This window comes from Streptomyces sp. NPDC058457, from assembly GCF_042720695.1.
Classification (GTDB): domain Bacteria; phylum Actinomycetota; class Actinomycetes; order Streptomycetales; family Streptomycetaceae; genus Streptomyces.
Window position 1 is genome coordinate 47,811 of the sequence record NZ_JBHXLU010000022.1, and the last position, 18,318, is coordinate 66,128.

At 71.2% G+C, this 18,318-nt stretch carries 15 protein-coding genes and 1 other RNA gene; 3 read left to right on the top strand and 13 right to left on the bottom strand.

Annotated features, from left to right (window positions below; translation table 11 throughout):
* Positions 1-4: 4 nt before the first annotated feature.
* Positions 5-1,204, bottom strand: coding sequence for an acyltransferase (locus tag ACFWPS_RS19450; RefSeq protein WP_383706639.1), 1,200 nt, complete (start codon positions 1,202-1,204; stop codon positions 5-7).
* Positions 1,201-3,366 carry a glycosyltransferase gene (locus tag ACFWPS_RS19455; protein WP_383706641.1) on the bottom strand — a complete coding sequence of 722 codons (2,166 nt, stop codon included), beginning with the start codon at positions 3,364-3,366 and terminating at the stop codon, positions 1,201-1,203. The genes ACFWPS_RS19450 and ACFWPS_RS19455 overlap by 4 nt, the downstream gene beginning before the upstream one ends.
* Before the next feature lie 9 nt (positions 3,367-3,375).
* On the opposite strand from ACFWPS_RS19455, the gene ACFWPS_RS19460 reads away from it, so the two are divergent.
* Positions 3,376-3,867, top strand: coding sequence for a hypothetical protein (locus tag ACFWPS_RS19460; protein ID WP_383706643.1), 492 nt, complete (start codon positions 3,376-3,378; stop codon positions 3,865-3,867).
* Positions 3,868-4,617: 750 nt separating this feature from the next.
* Here ACFWPS_RS19460 and ACFWPS_RS19465 read toward each other — a convergent pair.
* Positions 4,618-5,598 carry a LysR family transcriptional regulator gene (locus tag ACFWPS_RS19465; protein ID WP_383706645.1) on the bottom strand — a complete coding sequence of 327 codons (981 nt, stop codon included), beginning with the start codon at positions 5,596-5,598 and terminating at the stop codon, positions 4,618-4,620.
* An 84-nt stretch (positions 5,599-5,682) separates the two neighbouring features.
* On the opposite strand from ACFWPS_RS19465, the gene ACFWPS_RS19470 reads away from it, so the two are divergent.
* Positions 5,683-7,065 (top strand): MFS transporter, encoded by a 1,383-nt coding sequence (locus ACFWPS_RS19470; protein WP_383706647.1) that lies wholly within the window; start codon positions 5,683-5,685, stop codon positions 7,063-7,065.
* A 166-nt stretch (positions 7,066-7,231) separates the two neighbouring features.
* Here the strand turns inward: ACFWPS_RS19470 and ACFWPS_RS19475 are convergent, their stop codons facing one another.
* The 6 genes from ACFWPS_RS19475 to ftsE all read right to left on the bottom strand — a co-directional run bounded on the left by ACFWPS_RS19475 (position 7,232) and on the right by ftsE (position 12,162).
* Complete coding sequence (locus ACFWPS_RS19475; RefSeq protein WP_383706649.1) at positions 7,232-8,014, bottom strand: hypothetical protein; 783 nt, start codon at positions 8,012-8,014, stop codon at positions 7,232-7,234.
* Between the two features lie 122 nt (positions 8,015-8,136).
* Positions 8,137-8,523, bottom strand: a transfer-messenger RNA (tmRNA) gene (ssrA, locus tag ACFWPS_RS19480).
* Between the two features lie 94 nt (positions 8,524-8,617).
* Complete coding sequence (smpB, locus tag ACFWPS_RS19485) at positions 8,618-9,160, bottom strand: SsrA-binding protein SmpB (RefSeq protein WP_383706651.1); 543 nt, start codon at positions 9,158-9,160, stop codon at positions 8,618-8,620.
* 100 nt (positions 9,161-9,260) lie between these two features.
* Positions 9,261-10,451: a S41 family peptidase gene (locus tag ACFWPS_RS19490; RefSeq protein ID WP_383706653.1), complete on the bottom strand. Its 1,191-nt coding sequence runs from the start codon at positions 10,449-10,451 to the stop codon at positions 9,261-9,263.
* A gap of 68 nt (positions 10,452-10,519) precedes the next feature.
* Positions 10,520-11,437, bottom strand: coding sequence for a permease-like cell division protein FtsX (gene ftsX / locus ACFWPS_RS19495; RefSeq protein WP_383706655.1), 918 nt, complete (start codon positions 11,435-11,437; stop codon positions 10,520-10,522).
* A gap of 35 nt (positions 11,438-11,472) precedes the next feature.
* Positions 11,473-12,162 carry a cell division ATP-binding protein FtsE gene (gene ftsE / locus ACFWPS_RS19500; protein WP_383706657.1) on the bottom strand — a complete coding sequence of 230 codons (690 nt, stop codon included), beginning with the start codon at positions 12,160-12,162 and terminating at the stop codon, positions 11,473-11,475.
* Positions 12,163-12,419: 257 nt separating this feature from the next.
* Between ftsE and ACFWPS_RS19505 the strand changes: the two genes are divergently transcribed.
* Positions 12,420-12,614 carry a hypothetical protein gene (locus ACFWPS_RS19505; RefSeq protein WP_383706659.1) on the top strand — a complete coding sequence of 65 codons (195 nt, stop codon included), beginning with the start codon at positions 12,420-12,422 and terminating at the stop codon, positions 12,612-12,614.
* Between the two features lie 133 nt (positions 12,615-12,747).
* On the opposite strand, the gene ACFWPS_RS19510 is transcribed toward ACFWPS_RS19505, so the two are convergent.
* The 4 genes from ACFWPS_RS19510 to ACFWPS_RS19525 form a co-directional block, all read right to left on the bottom strand.
* Complete coding sequence (locus ACFWPS_RS19510) at positions 12,748-13,368, bottom strand: hypothetical protein (protein WP_383706661.1); 621 nt, start codon at positions 13,366-13,368, stop codon at positions 12,748-12,750.
* A gap of 301 nt (positions 13,369-13,669) precedes the next feature.
* The gene (gene prfB / locus ACFWPS_RS19515) at positions 13,670-14,776 is read right to left on the bottom strand and encodes a peptide chain release factor 2 (protein ID WP_383706663.1); all 1,107 of its coding nucleotides are present in this window, start codon (positions 14,774-14,776) and stop codon (positions 13,670-13,672) included.
* Positions 14,777-14,960: 184 nt separating this feature from the next.
* Complete coding sequence (locus ACFWPS_RS19520; RefSeq protein ID WP_383706665.1) at positions 14,961-16,193, bottom strand: serine/threonine-protein kinase; 1,233 nt, start codon at positions 16,191-16,193, stop codon at positions 14,961-14,963.
* Between the two features lie 111 nt (positions 16,194-16,304).
* On the bottom strand, positions 16,305-18,083 hold the full coding sequence (locus ACFWPS_RS19525) for a serine/threonine-protein kinase (RefSeq protein WP_383706667.1): 1,779 nt from the start codon (positions 18,081-18,083) through the stop codon (positions 16,305-16,307).
* Positions 18,084-18,318: the final 235 nt, after the last annotated feature.

Genomic DNA, 18,318 nt, shown 5'->3' on the forward strand with positions numbered 1-18,318 from the left:
TCGCTCACGCCCTGCGACGCGACACCTCGCGCCGCCTCCCCGGCCCGTTCGGCCACAGCCGTGCCCCCCGGCCCGCCGCCACGTCCTCCACCCAGCCGAACGCCACCACCGCCGCCGCGATCAGCGGCCATACCACCACGAACATCCAGAAGCTGTAAGTGGAGTCCAGCAGGCCCGACGCCCGGTCCGACTCCATGCACGGCAGGTTGTACGCCTGGTCGATGATCGGGACCGTCGCCATGATCAGCATGTTGTGCCAGAGGTAGATCGTCACCGCGCGGTTGTTGGACAGGGTGATCCATCTGTCCCAGCGGCGCAGGCCGCCCGGCAACTCCCGCCAGGACGGGGAGTACTGGAGCAGCAGCACGACCGCCCCGAACGACCAGCACGCCTGCGCCAGCGGGATGTCGTTCAGGTCCCAGCCGTCGGGGCCCTGGTGGCCCGACGCCCACCACAGGCCCAGCGCCATCACCAGGCAGGAGAGGGAGACCGCTGCGTAGCGCGGGACGCGCGCCAGTACGCCCTCGTGATGGGCGAAGCCGAGGATCCAGCAGCCGCCGTACACCGCGAAGTCCGTGACCGCGTTGCCCGTTTCGCCGGGGACCCTCACCAACCCCGTGCCCACGACGGCCGTCAGCGCCAGGGGGGCCAGGGTCGTCGGCAGGGGCCACCTGCGGAACGCCCGCAACAGCAAGGGCGACAGCAGGACGAACCACAGGTACGCGCGGAGGTACCAGAGCGGGCCCGCCGCCTGTTCCGCCCAGGTGTCGTCCAGCAGGCCCGATGCCGAGCCCAGGTGTTCGGGGTACGGCGGGGCGCCGATCGGGAGGACGTAGTCGAGGAGTTTCAGCCGGCCGGTCCAGCCGCCGCCCACGTCCGGGTCCTTCAGCGGGTGCCAGCCCGCCGTCAGCATCATCGTCAGCAGGACCGCGCTGAACAGCCAGAGGGGGGGCAGGAGACGGCGAAGCCGGCCCCGGATCACGCTCCCCGCGGGGCGGTTCAGGCTGCGGGCCATCAGTGAGCCCGCCAGCGCGAACATCACGCCCATGGAGGGGAAGAGGACGGTGAGCCACGGCCAGCCGAAGAGGTGGTAGACCACGACTCGGAGCAGGGCCAGGGAGCGGAGGAGGTCCAGGTAACGGTCCCGGCCACCGAGGGTGCCGGCCCTGCCCGTTGCGACCGGGGCCGTTTCTGCGTGTGTCATGCCGCCTGCCTCTCCTCGGCGGTGCCCGGCGCCGCCCCCACCACTCCCGTCCGCCGCAGCTTCTGCCAGCGCAGGCGGCCGCCGGTGAGGGCCGTGATCCAGGACTGGAGCAGGACGACGTACATGAGCTGGCGGTAGAGGATCTGCTGGAGCGGCAGCGAGACGAGATGGGTCATGCGTTCGCGGTCCAGGTGGAAGGCGTAGGCCGCGCAGGCCGCCTGCACTGCCAGGACCCCCAGCCAGGCGCCGATCGTCTTCTGCGTCGGGCCGAAGACGATGCCGTAGAGGAGGAACGCGTCGATCAGGGGGGCGAGGAGCGGGGCCACGACCATGAAGAGGGACACCAGAGGGAGGCCCACTCTGCCGAAGCGGCCGGACGGGCCGCGGTCCAGCAGCGCTCCCCGGTGCTTCCAGATCGCCTGCATCGTGCCGTACGACCAGCGGTAGCGCTGGGACCAGAGCTGCGAGACCGACTCCGGGGCCTCCGTCCAGGCCCGGGCCCGTTCCGCGTAGACCACGCGCCAGCCGTCGCGGTGGATCGCCATCGTGATGTCGGTGTCCTCGGCGAGGGTGTCGTCACTCATGCCGCCGACCCGTTCGAGGGCCGTACGGCGGAAGGCCCCGACCGCGCCGGGGATGGTCGGCATGCAGCGCAGCACGTCGTACATCCGGCGGTCCAGGTTGAAGCCCATCACGTACTCGATGTGCTGCCAGGCACCGATCAGCGAATCCCGGTTGCCGACCTTGGCGTTGCCGGCGACCGCGCCGACGGCCGGATCGCCGAAGGGCTGGACCAGCTCCCGTACCGTGGCCGGTTCGAAGACCGTGTCGCCGTCCATCATCACGACGATGTCGTGGCTGGCGTTCGCCAGGCCCCGGTTGAGGGCGGCCGGCTTGCCCGCGTTCTCCTGGCGGACCACCCGGACGTCCGGCAGGTCCAGGTTCTCCACGATCCGTGCCGTACCGTCCGTCGAACCGTCGTCGATGACGAGGATCTCGACGGGATGTTCGCTCGCGGTCAGTGAACGGACCGTGTTCTCGATGCACTTGGCCTCGTTGTACGCCGGGACGAGGACCGAGACCGGTTCGGTCACCGGTCGGCGGCCCCAGCGGAAGCCCTTGCGGCGGACCCTGCGGGTGTGCAGGAACGACAGCCAGAGCATCAGCGCGAACCGGGCGAGCACCGACGCGCCGATCACCGCCAGGCCGACCACCAGCACGTCCGTGATGCCGTCCGCAGCCTGGACCAGCAGGATCCAGGCCCTGCCCTGCCAGAGGTCGGGGCCGGTGACCGGGGTGTGGGCGCTCGGCGCGTTCAGGGCCTCGGTGAGGTTGTCGAAGGTGTAGCCCCGCTTCTGCAGCAGGGGCACGAACCTGTCCAGGGCCTGGACGGTCTGGTGGCGGTCGCCGCCCGAGTCGTGCATCAGGACGATCGCGCCCTTGCCGGCGTCCGGGGTGGCGTTGCGGACGATCCGGTCGACGCCCGGCTTGCGCCAGTCCTCGCTGTCCGTGTCGTTGACGACGGTGATGTAGCCACGGCCGCCGATGTACTCGGTCACCGGCCAGGAGAGGTCGTCCATCGCGTCGGCGAACGAGGAGTACGGCGGCCGGAAGAGAGAGGTACGGATGCCGGCCGCGCCGGTGATCGCCAGCTGGGTCTGGGACAGCTCCCAGTCGATGCGCTTCTTCGACTGGTACGACAGATCGGGGTGGCTGAAGGTGTGCACGCCCACCTCGTGGCCCTCGGCCACCATGCGCCGCACCAGCTGCGGATAGCGGGAGGTCATGGTGCCGGTGACGAAGAAGACGGCGTGCGCGTGGTGCTTCTTCAGGACGTCCAGGACCTTCGGGGTCCAGGTCGGGTCGGGACCGTCGTCGAAGGTGAGGACCAGGTGGTGGTCGGGGATGCGGAGTGACGTCGTACGGCCGCCCCGGGTGTCGATGACCGGGCCGCCGTCCAGGATCTCCTCCGGGACCCGGTCGGAGGCGGCCTCGGGGCGGACGCGGTGGTCGGCGAGGATCTCGCTGTGGACGTAGCCGCGCAGCATCAGCATCGCCATCAGGGCGGCCAGGAGGAGGACGGGCAGCGTCAGACGCAGGGACAGGCGGCGGCGCCGGGAAGCGTCGGCGGCGGTCCCGCGGCGCCGGGTGCGGGAGGCCATCAGAGGACGGTGGCGGGAGCGGAAGCCGCGCCGGTCGTGATGGTGCGCGGGGCCGCGCCCTCCGCGACCGGGCCGCCGCCGGTCGGAGCGGTCGACTCGCTGGGCGAGGCCGGGGGCGGCGACGAGGCGGGAGAGGCCGGCGGGTCCGAGGAGGGCGTCACCGCGGACGGCGAGGCGGACGCGGACGACGACCCCGGTTCCGGCGAGGAGCCCGTCCTCCCTGCGGACGACGTCGGTCGTGCGGACGCCGACGCACTCGGCCGGACGGTCCCCTTTCCGGCGCCGGGGGCCCGGGAGGAAGTGCCGGCCGACGGGGTCGTACCCCCGCTCACGGCCGGGCCGGCCACCGAGGCGCCGTCGTCCGAGGACCGGGGCGACCGCGCGGGCCGTGGCGAGTCGTCGACCTTGCCGGCCGGCCTGTCGGCGTTCTGCCCGGGCACCGGCAGCCAGGGCGCGTCGGAACTTCCGGACAGCAGGGTGACGACGATGACGACCGCGTAGACCGCGCAGGCGAGGCCGACGGCCATCCCGAACCTGCGGAACCGGCGACTGCGGCGACCCGACTCGTCGACGAAGACGGGGACGGGGACGTCGGAAGCGCCGGACGCGGCGCTGGAAGGGCCGGACGCGCCGGAGGCCTCGGGCGCGCCGGTCCGCATCAGTCGTGTCCGCCCCGACGGCTGTATTCGTACGGCACCGACGTCGTTCTGGACGGTCACCTCGTCGGGGTCGTGCACAAGGTCCGGGGCCGGGTCGTGAACGAGTTCCGGGGCCGGGTCGTGGACGAGGCCCGGAGCCCGGTCGCGCAGAAACACGGGGGTCGGCGGCTCGACAACGCTCCACGGGTCCCGTAACGAGCCGGCCCGCAACACCTCGGTCCCCCCGGTCGCCCCGGCGGCCCCACTCGCTCCGGTCGCCCCGGCGGCCCCACTCGCTCCGGTCGCCCCGGCGGCCCCACTCGCTCCGGCGGCCCCGGCCGCCTCCCCGCCGTCGGCGGCCGGCTCCGCCCCGTCGTCCCCCGTCACCGGCACATCCCGGGCGTCCAGGGCCGCCTGCGGCAATTCGGGTTGGGTTTCTTCTCGCCAATTTTTCACGCGCGTACATCCCCCCACGGGACCGTTCCGGGCGCGCTGACGAACCCGAGCACACGTCAACGGAACGGGCCCCCACCCGCTCCGAACGCCCCCTAGCAGCTCTCCGCGCTCGGGCCCATGAAGCTAGCGCACGGGGAAGACCCCTGTTCCCGATGTGTCATTTGTGGTCGTCCATCACCTCTTGATCACTGGCCGGAATCCATCCACCGGTTGGCCACTGAAGCCAGCGTTCCGCCCGCCCGATCTCGGTGGCGGCCCGGCACAGCGCGTCGACTCCCGGATGGACCAGCCCCTTTCGCCACACGAGCGACACAGGCGACAACGGGACCGGATCGACCAGGGGCCGCGACACGCTTCCAGGTATGGCCGGAAATCCCACTACCGCGAGGATGGGATACCGATCCTTGGCCATGACTCGCCGGAACTCCTCCTCCCCGACGGCCAGCGGCAGGGGCGGCGCGACCGCGATGCCTCGCTCCTCGAAGAGCTGAAAGGCCAGGTCAGTCCATTCCAGGGTGCGTTCGTTCCCGGCGCCGGCGTACACCGTCTCGCCCGCCAGCGCGGCCAGCGGCACCGCGTCCAGGGCCGCGAGCCGGTGATCGGAGGGGAGAATTACGGCCATGGGTTCGAACCGTACGGGCTGTTGTTCGAGTCCGGAGCGCAGCGCCGGATCCAGTCCCGCGAACCGCCCGAAGGACGCGTCGAGCCGACCCGCGATGAGTTCGGCCGCCGCTCCGGTGAGCCCGCTCTCGTAGCGGGCCATCAGCTCGCAGTCGGGAGCGAGTTCACGGGCCCGGTGCAGGACCCGGCGGGCGGTCTCCAGGCCCGGGGAGTTGAGGTCCACCAGCAGCGGCCGGGCCTGCCCGAACGCGGCGAGCAGGGCGTCCTGGGCGGCCAGCACCCGGCGGGCGTACGGCAGCAGCCGGGTGCCGTCGGCGGTGAGGCCGACCCGCCGGGTGCTGCGGAGGAACAGTTCGGCGCCCAACTCCCGCTCCAGCCGCCGCACATCACGGCTGAGGGCCTGCTGGGCGACGTACAGCCGGGCGGCGGCGCGGGTGAAGTGCAGTTCCTCGGCGACGGTCACGAAGACGCGCAGCAGGCGGGGGTCTATGTGGGCGGGCGAGGCAGACGCTGGCATCACGCGAACTTACAACACAGGTGCGTGAATCGGCGCCGAGCAGGTGTTGGACCCCTTGATCGCCCCGGGGCGACGGTGGTGTCCATGCCACAACCGACCCGGCCGAGCCCACGCGAGATCGCCCACACCGCCCGCACCGCCCACACCGTCACCGCCGACTCCCTCGTCACCGTCGACTTCAGCCCCCGATTCCACCGCCGCTCCGACCACCGCGACACCCCGCACCCCCGCCGCGCACCTCGCTCCCGCCCCCGCTCTCGTTCCCACCGCCACCCACCCGGCCCCTACCGCCGCCTCTTCGCCCGCCCCGGCACCAGGGCCTTCACCGCCGGGAACCTGCTGGCCCGCCTCCCCATGGGCATGTTCAGCGTCAGCGCGGTCGTGATGATCGCCGGGTCGCGCGGCTCGTACGCCCTCGCCGGTGCCGTCACCGCGACCGGCCTCGCCGCCACCGGTCTTGCCGGGCCTTGGATCGCACGGCTCGTCGACCGGTACGGGCAGGCCCGGGTCGCCGTACCCGCGACCGTCGTCGCCGTGCTCGGCAGCCTCGCCCTGCTGCTCTGTGTCCGGTACGGCGCACCGGACTGGACCCTGTTCGCCGCCTACGCGGCCACCGCCACCACCCCCAACCTCGGCGGCATGTCCCGGGCCCGCTGGGCGCACCTGCTGCGCGACGACCCCGGTGCCCTGCACACCGCGAACTCCTTCGAACAGGCCGCCGACGAGCTCTGCTTCATGCTCGGCCCGGTCCTCGCCTCCTTCCTGACCGGCACGTTCTTCCCGGAGGCGGGCACGCTGGCCGCCGCGGTGCTGCTGCTCACCGGCGCGCTGCTGTTCGCCGCCCAGCGGGCCACCGAGCCGCCGCCCCGGGCCGGGACCGGCACCCCTCGTACACCGCTGCGCATCGGCCCCCTCCTGGCCTGCTTCGTCGCGACCGGCGCGGTGTTCGGCTCGATGGAGGTCGTCACCATCGCCTACGCCGACGCCCAGGGCCACCGCTCGGCGGCCGGTGCCGTGCTCGCCCTCCAGGCCGCCGGCTCCTGCGCGGCGGGCCTGCTGTACGGAGCGCTCAGGCCGACAGGACCGGCCGAACGCAGGCTCCCCGGCTGCCTGTTGTCGATGGCGGCGCTGATGTCCCTCCCCCTGCTCGCCACCCGCGCCCTCGACACCCTCTGGGCCCTCGCCCCCGCCCTGCTCGCGGCCGGCATGGCGACCGCCCCGACGATGGTGACCGCGATGACCCTGGTCCAGGACCGCGCCCCCGCGGACCGCCTCAACGAGGGGATGAGCCTGGTCGTCACCGCCCTGCTGACCGGCATCGCCTGCGGCTCCGCGCTCGGCGGCTGGACGGCCGAGCACCTCTCCCCGACGACCGCGTTCACCACACCGCTCGCCGCGGCCACCGCGGCGTTCCTGATCTTCGCCACCCGTCGAGTCGCTTCCCCCGATTCCCGCCGGATCCGTTGACGCCCTCAGAGCCCGCACCTGCCGGATCCGTCGGCGCCCTCAGAGCCCGCACCTACCGTCCCCGCCAAAGCGCTTCGCCGTCCCACGTACTCCCCGTATGGGAGGGCCGGTCCAGGGGCCGGTGGAGCGGAGGTCCGTGGACCGTTCCTCCGCTCCGGCGGCCGGGTCAGTCCCGCGCCTGCACCTGCCGGTCCCCTTGCCAGGTGATCGACGTCAGTGTGCTCAGGCCGCCGTGTGCCACGCCCTTGTAGGTCACTCTCCGGGCGGGGCCGGACTCGTGGGCGACTCGTTTCGTCAGTTCCGCGCCCTCGTGGAACAGCCGCTGCCACTCCTCCTCGTACCTGGCCTCGTCCCGGTCCCGCAGATACAGGTTCAGGGTGGTGTCGACGGCCTTCGCCCAGCTGTACAGGCCGGCGACGAGGTCGTCGGACAGGGCCAGTCCGGCGGCCGGGTCGTCGGGGAAGAAGTCCCCGAAGCCGTCGGAGCGCAGCGGACCGTACTGGTACTCGGCCTCGACCGTGAGGTCGAGCGGATGCGGCGGGGTGCCGTGTTCGTCGCGCTCCCAGTGCAGGCGGTCGCAGCCCCAGCACAGCCACTTCGCCGTCCGGTGCCGCTCGTCCCGGTAGCGCACCGCCCATGCCGGCCCCAGCCGCCTGGCCAGGCGCCGGGCGGCCTCCAGCCCTCGCTCGGCGTGTTCGCGCAGGTCGCGGCGGGAGCCGAAGCCCTCCGGCGGCCGGGACGACGACCAGGAACGCAGCTCGTCCGCCAGGTCCGCCGGGAGGGCCAGCCGGTCGTCGTCCAGCGGGATCGCGCGGGTGAAGGCACCGAGGTCGTCGTGGGCCGCCGGATCCTCCGCATCCACCGCATCCACCGGAGGATCCGGCTCGTACAGGGGAGACGGCTCACCCCGCGCCTGCACGAGCAGGCTCCGTGGTGCGTCGGGCGTCATGCGGTGTTCGCTCCGATCACGTGTCCGTTGCCGGCCCTCCGGAAATGACAAGGCCCCGGTGCTCTGCTTCGAGAGCGCCGGGGCCTGTGCCCACATGGGATTGAGGAGCTGGGCTCCCCTGATCGTGGAGATGGCGGGAATCGAACCCGCGTCCAACGGTGCAAAAACAGGGCTTCTCCGTGTGCAGTTCGCTGTGATTTTCTCGGCCCCGGCAATCACGCGAACAAGTCGCCGACGGGCCCAGTCACTGTTTGATTTCCCACCGAACCCCGTGACCGGGCTCGATGGTTTAGTCCCCTAGATTATGCCAGGGTCCGGGTCGGGAACATCCCCGGGCTGACACCCGTTAGGGCCTTCACTCACTGCTTATTAGGCAGCGAGGGCGAAGGCGCGGGAATCGCTCTTGGAATTGGCGATTATTGGTTGCGACATATGGTTTACGAGATCATTGCCGCTTCCTCGACACGCTTCCCCTGCTTCGACATCCGCTGTCGAAACCGATCATCCCCATGTTGATTTTTCAATGCCCACACCAGGGCTTCCCCTGCTGTTGGCCCCATCGTACGTGACCAACGTACGCCCGTGCCACTGCATTCCTGTCGGCTACGCGCCCCGCTGCTTGCGCTTGGCCGACGCGATCGCGCGGTCCGACTCCCGGCGGTCCTGCTTCTCGCGCAGGGTCTGCCGCTTGTCGTACTCCTTCTTGCCGCGCGCCAGGGCGATCTCCGCCTTCGCGCGGCCGTCCTTGAAGTAGATGGCGAGGGGCACGATCGTGTGACCCGTCTCCTGGGACTTGGTCTCCAGCTTGTCGATCTCCTCCCGGTGCAGCAGCAGCTTGCGCTTGCGTCGCACCGAGTGGTTGGTCCAGGTGCCCTGGCTGTACTCGGGGATGTGGGCGTTGTGCAGCCACGCCTCGTTCCCGTCGATCTGCACGAAGCCGTCGGTCAGCGAGGTACGGCCCTGACGCAGCGACTTCACCTCGGTGCCGGACAGGACGATGCCGGCCTCGTAGGTGTCGATGATCGCGTAGTCGTGCCGCGCCTTCTTGTTCTGCGCGACGATCTTGCGCTTGCCGCCCTTCTCGCCGTCCCTGGCTTTGGCGGCCGTCCCCTGCTGCTTCTGCTGGGACTCTTTCGGTACGTACATTCCCTTGGCCATAGTGCCATCCATTTTCGCACTACGGAGGGGGTGGGAGGGAAGCGGATTAGCAGCGGGTTCCGCAGGTCCCGCGACGGGCCACGGCGAGCTACGACGGATCGCCGAGGCCGCTCAGGACCGTCTCCGCCCGCTCCAGCGCCCCGGTGGACACCTCCAGGTCGGGGGTGATGCCCCGGCCGTCGACCGTGTGACCGGAGGGGGTGCGGTAGTGGCCGACGGTGAGCTCGGCGACCGAGCCGTCGGGGAGGCGGGTCGGCATCTGGATGGAGCCCTTGCCGAAGGTGCGGGAGCCGAGGACGACCGCGCGGCCGCGGTCCTGGAGGGCGCCGGTGAGCATCTCGGCCGCGCTCATCGTGCCGCCGTCGACGAGCGCGACCAGGGGTCTCGCGGTGTCGCCGCCGGGCTCGGCGTGCAGGGAGCGCGGGGCGCCGTCGACGTCGTAGGTGGCGACCAGGCCGCCGTCGAGGAAGGCGGAGGCGGCGGTGACGGCCTCGCTGACCAGACCGCCGGAGTTGCCGCGCAGGTCGAGGATGATCCCGGCGTCGGCGGGGGCCTGCCGTACGGCGGTGCAGACGAGCTCCCCGGAGCCCTTGGTGAAGGCGGAGATCCTGATGACGGTGATGCCTGCGGCCAGCTTGCGCACGGTCACCGAGTCGGTGGACAGCAGCGCCCTGCGCACTGTCTCGCTCCACGCGCGCGTGCCGCGCTGGAGGCCGAGGGTGACGGTCGTACCGGCGCGGGCGTCGGTGGCGTCACCGCGCAGTAATGAGACGACGTCGGTGACGGGCCGCCCGTCGACGTCCGCTCCGTCGATGCTCCGCAGCCGATCGCCCTTCTTCACCCCGGCCTCGGCCGCCGGCGACCCGGCCTGCACCTTGCTCACCTCGATCCGGCCGTCCCGCTCGCGCCGGGCCCACAGCCCGACCCCGGTGTACTGGCCGTCGAGCGCTTCCTCGAACTCCTGGTACTCGCCCTCGGAGTAGACCGCGGCCCACCGGTCCCCGCTGCGGCTGGCGGCGCGTTCCGCCGCCTCCATGGGGGACTCGCCGTCGGCCATCGCCTCGGCGGCGGCCTTCGCGACGTCCTCGTGCCCGGCGGCCGGACCCTCGTGCCCGGCGGCCGGACGGGCGGCTCCGGTGGGCGTCTTCCGGTCGGACTGCCCGGGGTCGGGAAACGCCCCGGTGGCCGCCCCGGTCACCAACAGCCCTGCGAACACCAACGTCAGAGCCGCCCCCCGGCGAACCCGGCGGGGCTGACAGAACAGCTCTCGGCCTGACATGCCGGTGAGTCTAGGACAAGGCAAGAGGGCCGCACGGGCGGTTGCCCGTACGGCCCTCTTGGCATGCGTCACACCTTCAGGTACTTGCGCAGCGCGAAGAACGCGGCAAGCGCGGGCATCAGGAGGCTCGTTGCGAGGATGAGCGGGAGCTTGGTCAACACCGCGTCCCAGCCGATGAAGTTGATCAAATTCAGCTTGTGGGACAGGTCCAGGCCGTGGTCGATGATGAAGTAGCGGGCGACCACCAGGAATCCGCAGGCGACCGTGCCGCCGATCAGGCCGGCGACGGCGGCCTCCGCGATGAACGGGGCCTGGATGTAGAAGCCGGAGGCGCCGACCAGCCGCATGATGCCGGTCTCGCGCCGACGGCTGAACGCGGAGACGCGCACCGTGTTGACGATCAGCATCAGGGCGACCACCAGCATGAGGGCCATGACCATGCGGGCCGCCCAGTTCATGCCGTTGAGCAGGCCGAAGAGGTTGTCGAGGATGCCCTTCTGGTCCTGGACCGACTGGACCCCGTCACGGCCGTCGAAGGCCGTCGCGACGACCTGGTACTTCTCCGGGTCCTTGAGCTTGATCCGGTACGACTCCTGCATCTGGTCCGGCGTGAGGGAGTCGGCGAGCGGCGAGTCGCCGAACTGCTCCTTGTAGTGCTTGTACGCCTGGTCCTGCGACTCGTAGGTGACCTTCTCGACCACCGACATCTTGCCGAGGTCGGCCTGGATCTGCTTCTTCTGGTCGTCGGTGACGGCGCCCTTGGCGCAGTTGGGGTCGGACTCGGCGTCGCTCTTGTTGCAGAGGAAGATCGAGACGTTGACCTTGTCGTACCAGTAGCCCTTCATGGTGTTGACCTGGTCGCTCATCAGGAGCGAGCCACCGAAGAGCGCCAGGGACAGGGCGACCGAGACGACGACCGCGAAGGTCATCGTCAGATTGCGGCGGAGACCGACTCCGATCTCCGACAGTACGAACTGGGCGCGCATGGCGTCGGGTTATGCCTTTCCGTGGACGGTCGCGGTCAGTGCTGGTAGCCGTAGACGCCGCGTGCCTGGTCTCGGACGAGGCGGCCCTTCTCCAGCTCGATGACGCGCTTGCGCATCTGGTCCACGATGTTCTGGTCGTGGGTGGCCATCACCACGGTGGTGCCGGTGCGGTTGATGCGGTCGAGGAGCTTCATGATGCCGACCGAGGTCTGCGGGTCGAGGTTGCCCGTGGGCTCGTCCGCGATCAGCAGCTTGGGCCGGTTCACGAAGGCGCGCGCGATGGCCACGCGCTGCTGCTCACCGCCGGACAGCTCGCCGGGCATCCGCTCCTCCTTGCCACCGAGCCCGACGAGGTCGAGCACCTGGGGCACGGACTTGCGGATCTCGCCCTTCGACTTGCCGATGACCTCCTGGGCGAAGGCCACGTTCTCGGCGACCGTCTTGTTGGGAAGCAGGCGGAAGTCCTGGAAGACCGTCCCGAGCTGGCGGCGCATCTGCGGCACCTTCCAGTTGGAGAGACGGGCGAGGTCCTTGCCCAGGACGTGCACCTGGCCGTGGCTGCACCGCTCCTCGCGGAGGACCAGCCTCAGGAAGGTCGACTTTCCGGAGCCGGAGGACCCCACGAGGAACACGAACTCGCCCTTCTCCACTTCCAGGGACACATCCCTGAGTGCGGGGCGGGTCTGCTTGGGGTAGACCTTGGAGACATTGTCGAATCGGATCACGGATGCACCACGGGTCGCCGGGGGTAGATGAGCGTGACCATACGCGAGTCGGGTGAGGAAGCGCAGGCGCCGGTCACGGTTGGGTGAGGCTTGTGCGGTTTTGTTCCGGGGCAGTCTCCTCCGAGTGCCCCGGAGTGCCTGGGCGAGGTCTACGGACGGCCGCGCTCTTTCCGGGGGAACCTGGCACAGTGGGAGGGGAACGTTCTCGTTCCGCGGAGCGTTGTGTAGACGATGGCCGGTGCAAGGAGGGCGAGCGCATGACGTACGACCGGTTGGTGTGCGCGAACTGCGCGGCGCCCGTGAGCGAAGGCCGGTGCCCTGTGTGCCGTGCCAACCGCGAGCGTCTTCAGCAGGAGAGTTTCCTCGGCAGTCTGAACCCGATGGCGCTGATCGGGCTGCTGGCGGTGCTGATCGCCGCGGTGGCGCTGCTGGCGGCGCACCAGACCGCGTAACGAAGCTCACACACGAAGCTCCATCGCGAAGCTCAGACACGAAGCTCGCACAGAGTGACCGAAGGGCCCCGAGCTGTTGCTCGGGGCCCTTCGCCGTGCGGTGCGCACGCGCTCCGTGACCGGCCGGCTACCGTCAGGCGGCGGCGCCGCCGCGGCTGCCCATGAGGCGCGGCAGGATGCGGAAGCCGATACCGCCGGCGATCATCGTGGCGGCGCCGACGATGAGGAAGGTCGTCTGCGCGGCACCGGTCTCGGCGAGCTGGTCGCCGCCACCCTGGGCCTCGGTGTTCGACGAGCCGGTGTCGGTGAGGGCGGAGGTGCCCTCCTCCTGCGCGGAGGTGCCCGAGTTGCCGTCGGTGCCGGTGTTGTTGCCGCCGCCGCTGCTGCCCGTGCCGCTGCCGTCGGTCGGGTTGTCGGTGGTCGGCTCGTCCGTCGGCTCGGTGGGCTCGTCGGTCGGCTGGGTGGGCTCGTCCGAGGGCGCGCTCGACTCGGAGGGCGGCTCGCTGCTCGGCGGCGTGCTGGAGGGCGGCTCCTCCGTCGGCGAGGCCGGGCCGGTCGGGATCTCGGTGGAGCTGTCGGTCGGGGCGGGCGAGTCATCGCCGTCGAGGTCGGCGTTCACCTGCACGCCGGTCTCGTCGGCCTCGACGCCGATGGAGAGGGCGGAGGCGGCGCCCGCCGCGGTCAGCGAGGCGCCGGCGGCGATCACGACGCCGGCGGCTATCCGCGCGACCCGGATCCGCGTCTTCTTGGTCATCTGGTTGCTACCCCCAGTAGCTGAACGTCAGGATGGCGGCGCTGGGGCCGTGATCGACGGGGAAGGCTACGGATGTGCAAGCCCCCCGGTTCACATGCGCCCCAGAGATACGCATGCCACGCTTCACCCTTCCCATTTTTCAAAGCAACGTCAAGGCCGTTGCGGGCGCGATGTCCAGTTGCGCACCCAATGCCGGGACCTGAAGCATGTGAGTGTGACGTAAAACCCAGACAAACGAGAACTGCCGCCACGAGGGCGGCAGTTCCAGGGAGTCCGACTCAGCGTGGGCGAGTCGACAAAGTTACTTCTCCTGCTGCTTGCGCCAGCGAATTCCGGCCTCCAGGAACCCGTCGATCTCGCCGTTGAACACGGCCTCGGGGTTGCCCACTTCGTACTCGGTCCGCAGGTCCTTGACCATCTGGTACGGGTGCAGGACGTACGACCGCATCTGGTTGCCCCAGGAGTTGCCGCCGTCGCCCTTGAGGGCGTCCATCCTGGCCTGCTCCTCCTGGCGGCGCCGCTCCAGGAGCTTGGCCTGGAGGACGTTCATCGCGGTCGCCTTGTTCTGGATCTGCGAGCGCTCGTTCTGGCAGGAGACGACGATGCCGGTGGGGAGGTGAGTCAGCCGCACCGCCGAGTCGGTGGTGTTCACGCCCTGGCCGCCGGGCCCGGAGGACCGGTACACGTCGACCCGCAGCTCGGACTCGTCGATCTCGATGTGGTCGGTCTGCTCGACCACGGGGAGCACCTCGACCCCGGCGAAGGAGGTCTGCCGGCGCCCCTGGTTGTCGTAGGGCGAGATCCGGACGAGCCGGTGCGTGCCCTGCTCCACGGAGAGGGTCCCGTAGGCGTACGGCACCTGCACGGCGAAGGTGGTCGACTTGATGCCGGCCTCTTCCGCGTACGACGTCTCGATGAGCTCGGTCTTGTAACCCTTCTGCTCCGCCCACCGCAGGTACATCCGCTGCAGCTTCTCGGCGAAGTCGGCGGCGTCGACGCCACCGGCCTCCGCGCGGATGTTGACGAGCGCCTCACGGGCGTCGTACTCACCGCTCAGCAGCGTCCGGACCTCCATCTCGTCCAGCGCCTTCTTGACGGAGGTGAGCTCGGACTCGGCCTCGGCACGGGTGTCCGGGTCGTCCTCCTCCTCGGCCATCTCGAAGAGCACGGCAAGATCGTCGATCCGCCCGCGCAGCCCCTCGGCCTTCCTGACCTCGGCCTGCAGGTGGCTCAGCTTGCTGGTGATCTTCTGCGCCTCGTCCGGGTTGTCCCACAGGGACGGCGCGGCCGCCTGCTCCTCGAGCACGGCGATGTCTGCCCTCAGCTTGTCGAGGTCCAGAACGGCCTCGATCGACTCCATGGTCGAGGAGAGGGACTTGAGCTCTTCGGATACATCGACGACTGCCACGCCTCCAGCGTAACGGCTCCGCCAAGCGAGGATGGCCGACGGGCATCCCCCACGCGCTCAGCTCCGCGAGGGGGGCGAGCCGGGCGGGCGCCAGGTCCCTCACCGGGTTCCGGGGCGGAGCCCCGTGGCGGTGGGCTTGTGGGCTGCCGAGTCGGGTGGGTGGGCAATAGGTCGGCCGCTACGGTCACGGCGTCGACGTGCTGTGTGTCTCCTGTGGCGGAGCCGAGTCGTCGCCCGACGTCGCCAGCCACGCGCCGACGCCCACCACCGCGGCCACCACCACCCCCGCCACCGCGAACGTCACCCTGCGTCGCCGAGCCGCCACGCGATGCCGCGCCGACCCCGGCCGCGGCGCCCCCGACGCCCTAGGCGCCCGCGCCGTGCCCCGGGCGCCGCCCGCCAGCTCGTCGGGGCCCGGCACCCGCATCGACGTGTGCGTGTCCCGGTTGGAGTCCGGCTTCGCGCCCGGCACCAGGGAGACGGCCCCCCGGCGCCGTACCCGCTGCTCCTCCGTGGCCGGGGCGGCGGCCGCCTCCTCGGCGGCCTCCTCCGCCGCCTCCGTCTCCGGCTCGTCGACGTCCAGCGGCGGCATCCCCGCCAGCATCGGCAGCTGCTCCCGCAGCCGCGCGGCCAGCTCGGACGCCCGCAGCCGGGAGGCCGGCGCCTTCGCCAGGCACTGGACGAGCAGCTGCCAGAGCTCCTCGGGGATGCCGGGGAGCGGGACGACGGTCTCGGTCACATGGCGGCGCAGCACCGCTCCGGGGTGGCCGCCGCCGAAGGGGGTGAAGCCCGCGAGGAGCTCGTACAGGACCGTCGCGAGCGCGTAGATGTCCACCGAGGCGCGGGGCGGCAGGCCCTCGACGATCTCCGGGGCCAGGTAGTCCGGCGTACCGATGATCTTCGTGGCGCGGGTCCGCTTCGGGGAGTCGATGAGCTTCGCGACGCCGAAGTCGGTCAGCAGCGCCGGGTGGGAGCCGCCCGGCCCCAGCGGGCCCTGCATGTCGAGGAGGACGTTCTCCGGCTTCACGTCCCGGTGGACGACCCCCGCCGCGTGCGCCGCCGCCAGCCCGTCCGCGACGTCCGCGACGATCGCGACGGCCGCCTCGGGCGCGAGCCGCCGTTCCCGGTCCAGACGGGTGCGCAGGTCCGTGCCCCGGACCAGGTCCATGACGAGGGCGAGGTCGTTGCCGTCGACGACGAGGTCACGGACGGACACCACGTGGGGATGCTCAAGGCCCAGCAGTGCCGTGCGCTCCTGCACGAAGCGGCCCACCAGCTCCTCGTCGGACGCGAGATCCTCACGCAGCAGCTTGATGGCGACGGGCCCCTCCGGCCCCTCGCCCAGCCACACCGTGCCGGCGCTGCCCCGCCCCAGGATCTGGTTGGCGGTGTACCGGCTGCCGATCTTCCGTGCCAAGACTGCTCCTACAGACGCGTGTTGCCGACAAAAGTACGCGTCCGATGAGCCAACCTTCACCACGGAGGCGGAAATCACCCGCCAGGTGTCGACAAATCCCCAGAGTCGCGGTCAGTTGCCGGAGCCGTTGCCCAGGTCGCCGATGAAGTTGCTGACCGAGGTCGCCCAGTCCTTCAGCTGGTGCCAGTAGCCCTTGCCCTCGCCGACCCACGTGTGCACCGGGGTCAGATCCCAGATCAGCCAGCCCGCGACGAACAGGATGACGACCAGGAACAGGCAGCCCTTGAGGCAGCCGAGCCCGGGGATCTTCATCGGGTTGGCGCTGCGCTGCCGCGGCTCGCGCGGGGCGCGCTGCTCAGGCTCGGCGGGGGGCGCGTAGCGCTGCTGGGGCTGCTGCGGCGGGGCGTACTGCTGCTGCGGGCGGCCGCCGCCGTACCCGGCGGGCTGCTGCGGCCCGTAGCCGGCCGGCTGCTGCTGGCCGTACCCGGCGGGCGGCTGCCCGTACCCACCCGGTCCGCCCTGCCCACCCGGTCCGCCCTGACCTCGCGGCTGCGGCCGGCGTACCGGCTGCTGCTGCGGGGCCTGGCGCGGCGGCTGCTGCTGCGGCCGGGCCACCTGCCGCTGCGGGCGGCGGCGCAGCGGGTCCTCACCCGGGTCCAGGTACTGGACCTGGGTCTGCTCGTTGCGGTCGCGGGCCGCGCGGAGCTGGGTCTGCCAGGGATGCGGCTGTTCCGGCTGCTGCTGGCCGGGCTGGCCGGGCTGACCCGGCTGGCCCTGGGGCATCGGCGGCAGCACGGCCGTAGGGTCGGCCACGCCGGTGTTCGGCAGCACGGCGGTCGGGTCGGCGGCGCCGAACGGCACCGGCCCGCCGGTGTGCGGCAGGACGCTGGTCGCGGCGTTCGGGTCGTACGCCCCCATCGGCGTGCCCGTGTTCGGCAGCACCTGGGTCGGGTCGGCCGCGCCCGGTACGGCGGTCGGCGCCGGGTCGGGGGCGAGCAGCGCGCCGACGCCCTCGGCCGCCGCGATCTGCGCGGAGTTCGCGTGCACGCCGACGCCCTCGGCGACGACCCGCAGGCCGCGCGCGAGGTTCTCGGCACTGGGGCGTTCGTCGGGGTTCTTGCGCAGGCAGCGTTCTATGACCGTCCACAGCGGGTCGGGGACGGTCGAGGGGCGGCGGGGTTCGGCGCTGAGGTGCTGGTGGAGGACTTCCAGGGCGCTGCCGCCGGAGAACGGCGGACGGCCGGTGACCAGCTCGTACAGCAGGATGCCGGCGCCGTAGATGTCGACGGCGGAGGTCTGCGGGCGGCCCTCGGCGGACTCCGGGGCGATGTACGCGGGCGTGCCGACGAACTCGTGGGTGCGGGTCAGGCCCGGGGAGTCGGCGAGGCGGGCGATGCCGAAGTCGGTCAGCATCGGGTGCATCTGGCCGTTGTACTGGGCGAGCAGCACGTTGGCCGGCTTCAGGTCGCGGTGCACCACGCCGTCGGCGTGGCTGGCGGCGAGCGCGTCGGCGACCTGGGCGGTCAGCAGGGCGGCGGCCACGGGCGTGAAGGGGCCGTTCTCACGCAGGTAGCGGTGCAGGTCGGGGCCGTCGACGAGGTCCATGACCAGGGCGAGGAGATCGCCCTCCACAACGAGGTCCCGGACCCGGACGATGTTCGGGTGGGTGAGCCGGAGCAGGACGGAGCGCTCCCGCAGGAAGCGCATCACGATGTCGGAGTCGTTCGCGAGCTCTTCCTTGAGCACCTTGATCGCGACGGTCTCGCCGGGCTGCCCGGCCACGGCTGCCTCGGCGCCCGCGGTCTCCCGCTGGCGGGCACGCCAGACGGTACCGGTGGCGCCGCGTCCCAGCGGCTCCTCCAGGAGGTACTTGCTGCCTACCGGCCGCACGTCATGCACTCCCTGCTGCTTGCTGAATGTCTCCGACCCATGTGTCCGACCCACTGTAGTGCCGTGGTGCCTGGGACCGGGCTGTCGTCCGGCTGTGCTTTCCCCCTCCCCGGTAGGGAGGCGATAAGCGTCCCGACGTATCCCCATACGTTGCCGTTCCGGCGTGCGTTCGATGGAAAGACGCTTGCTTCGGTCCGCCGGTTGCCGGGCTCGGACGTGACCGATCTCAAGTGAT

Bases quoted from the DNA above. Each gene is read 5' to 3' on its own strand.
- ACFWPS_RS19505 (WP_383706659.1), top strand. From the start codon at position 12,420: ATGACGTACGACCGGTTGGTGTGCGCGAACTGCGCGGCGCCCGTGAGC.
- ACFWPS_RS19470 (WP_383706647.1), top strand. From the start codon at position 5,683: ATGCCACAACCGACCCGGCCGAGCCCACGCGAGATCGCCCACACCGCC.
- ACFWPS_RS19450 (WP_383706639.1), bottom strand. From the start codon at position 1,204: ATGACACACGCAGAAACGGCCCCGGTCGCAACGGGCAGGGCCGGCACC.
- ACFWPS_RS19510 (WP_383706661.1), bottom strand. From the start codon at position 13,368: ATGACCAAGAAGACGCGGATCCGGGTCGCGCGGATAGCCGCCGGCGTC.
- ACFWPS_RS19455 (WP_383706641.1), bottom strand. From the start codon at position 3,366: ATGGCCTCCCGCACCCGGCGCCGCGGGACCGCCGCCGACGCTTCCCGG.
- ACFWPS_RS19465 (WP_383706645.1), bottom strand. From the start codon at position 5,598: ATGCCAGCGTCTGCCTCGCCCGCCCACATAGACCCCCGCCTGCTGCGC.
- ACFWPS_RS19490 (WP_383706653.1), bottom strand. From the start codon at position 10,451: ATGTCAGGCCGAGAGCTGTTCTGTCAGCCCCGCCGGGTTCGCCGGGGG.
- ftsX (WP_383706655.1), bottom strand. From the start codon at position 11,437: ATGCGCGCCCAGTTCGTACTGTCGGAGATCGGAGTCGGTCTCCGCCGC.
- smpB (WP_383706651.1), bottom strand. From the start codon at position 9,160: ATGTACGTACCGAAAGAGTCCCAGCAGAAGCAGCAGGGGACGGCCGCC.
- ACFWPS_RS19475 (WP_383706649.1), bottom strand. From the start codon at position 8,014: ATGACGCCCGACGCACCACGGAGCCTGCTCGTGCAGGCGCGGGGTGAG.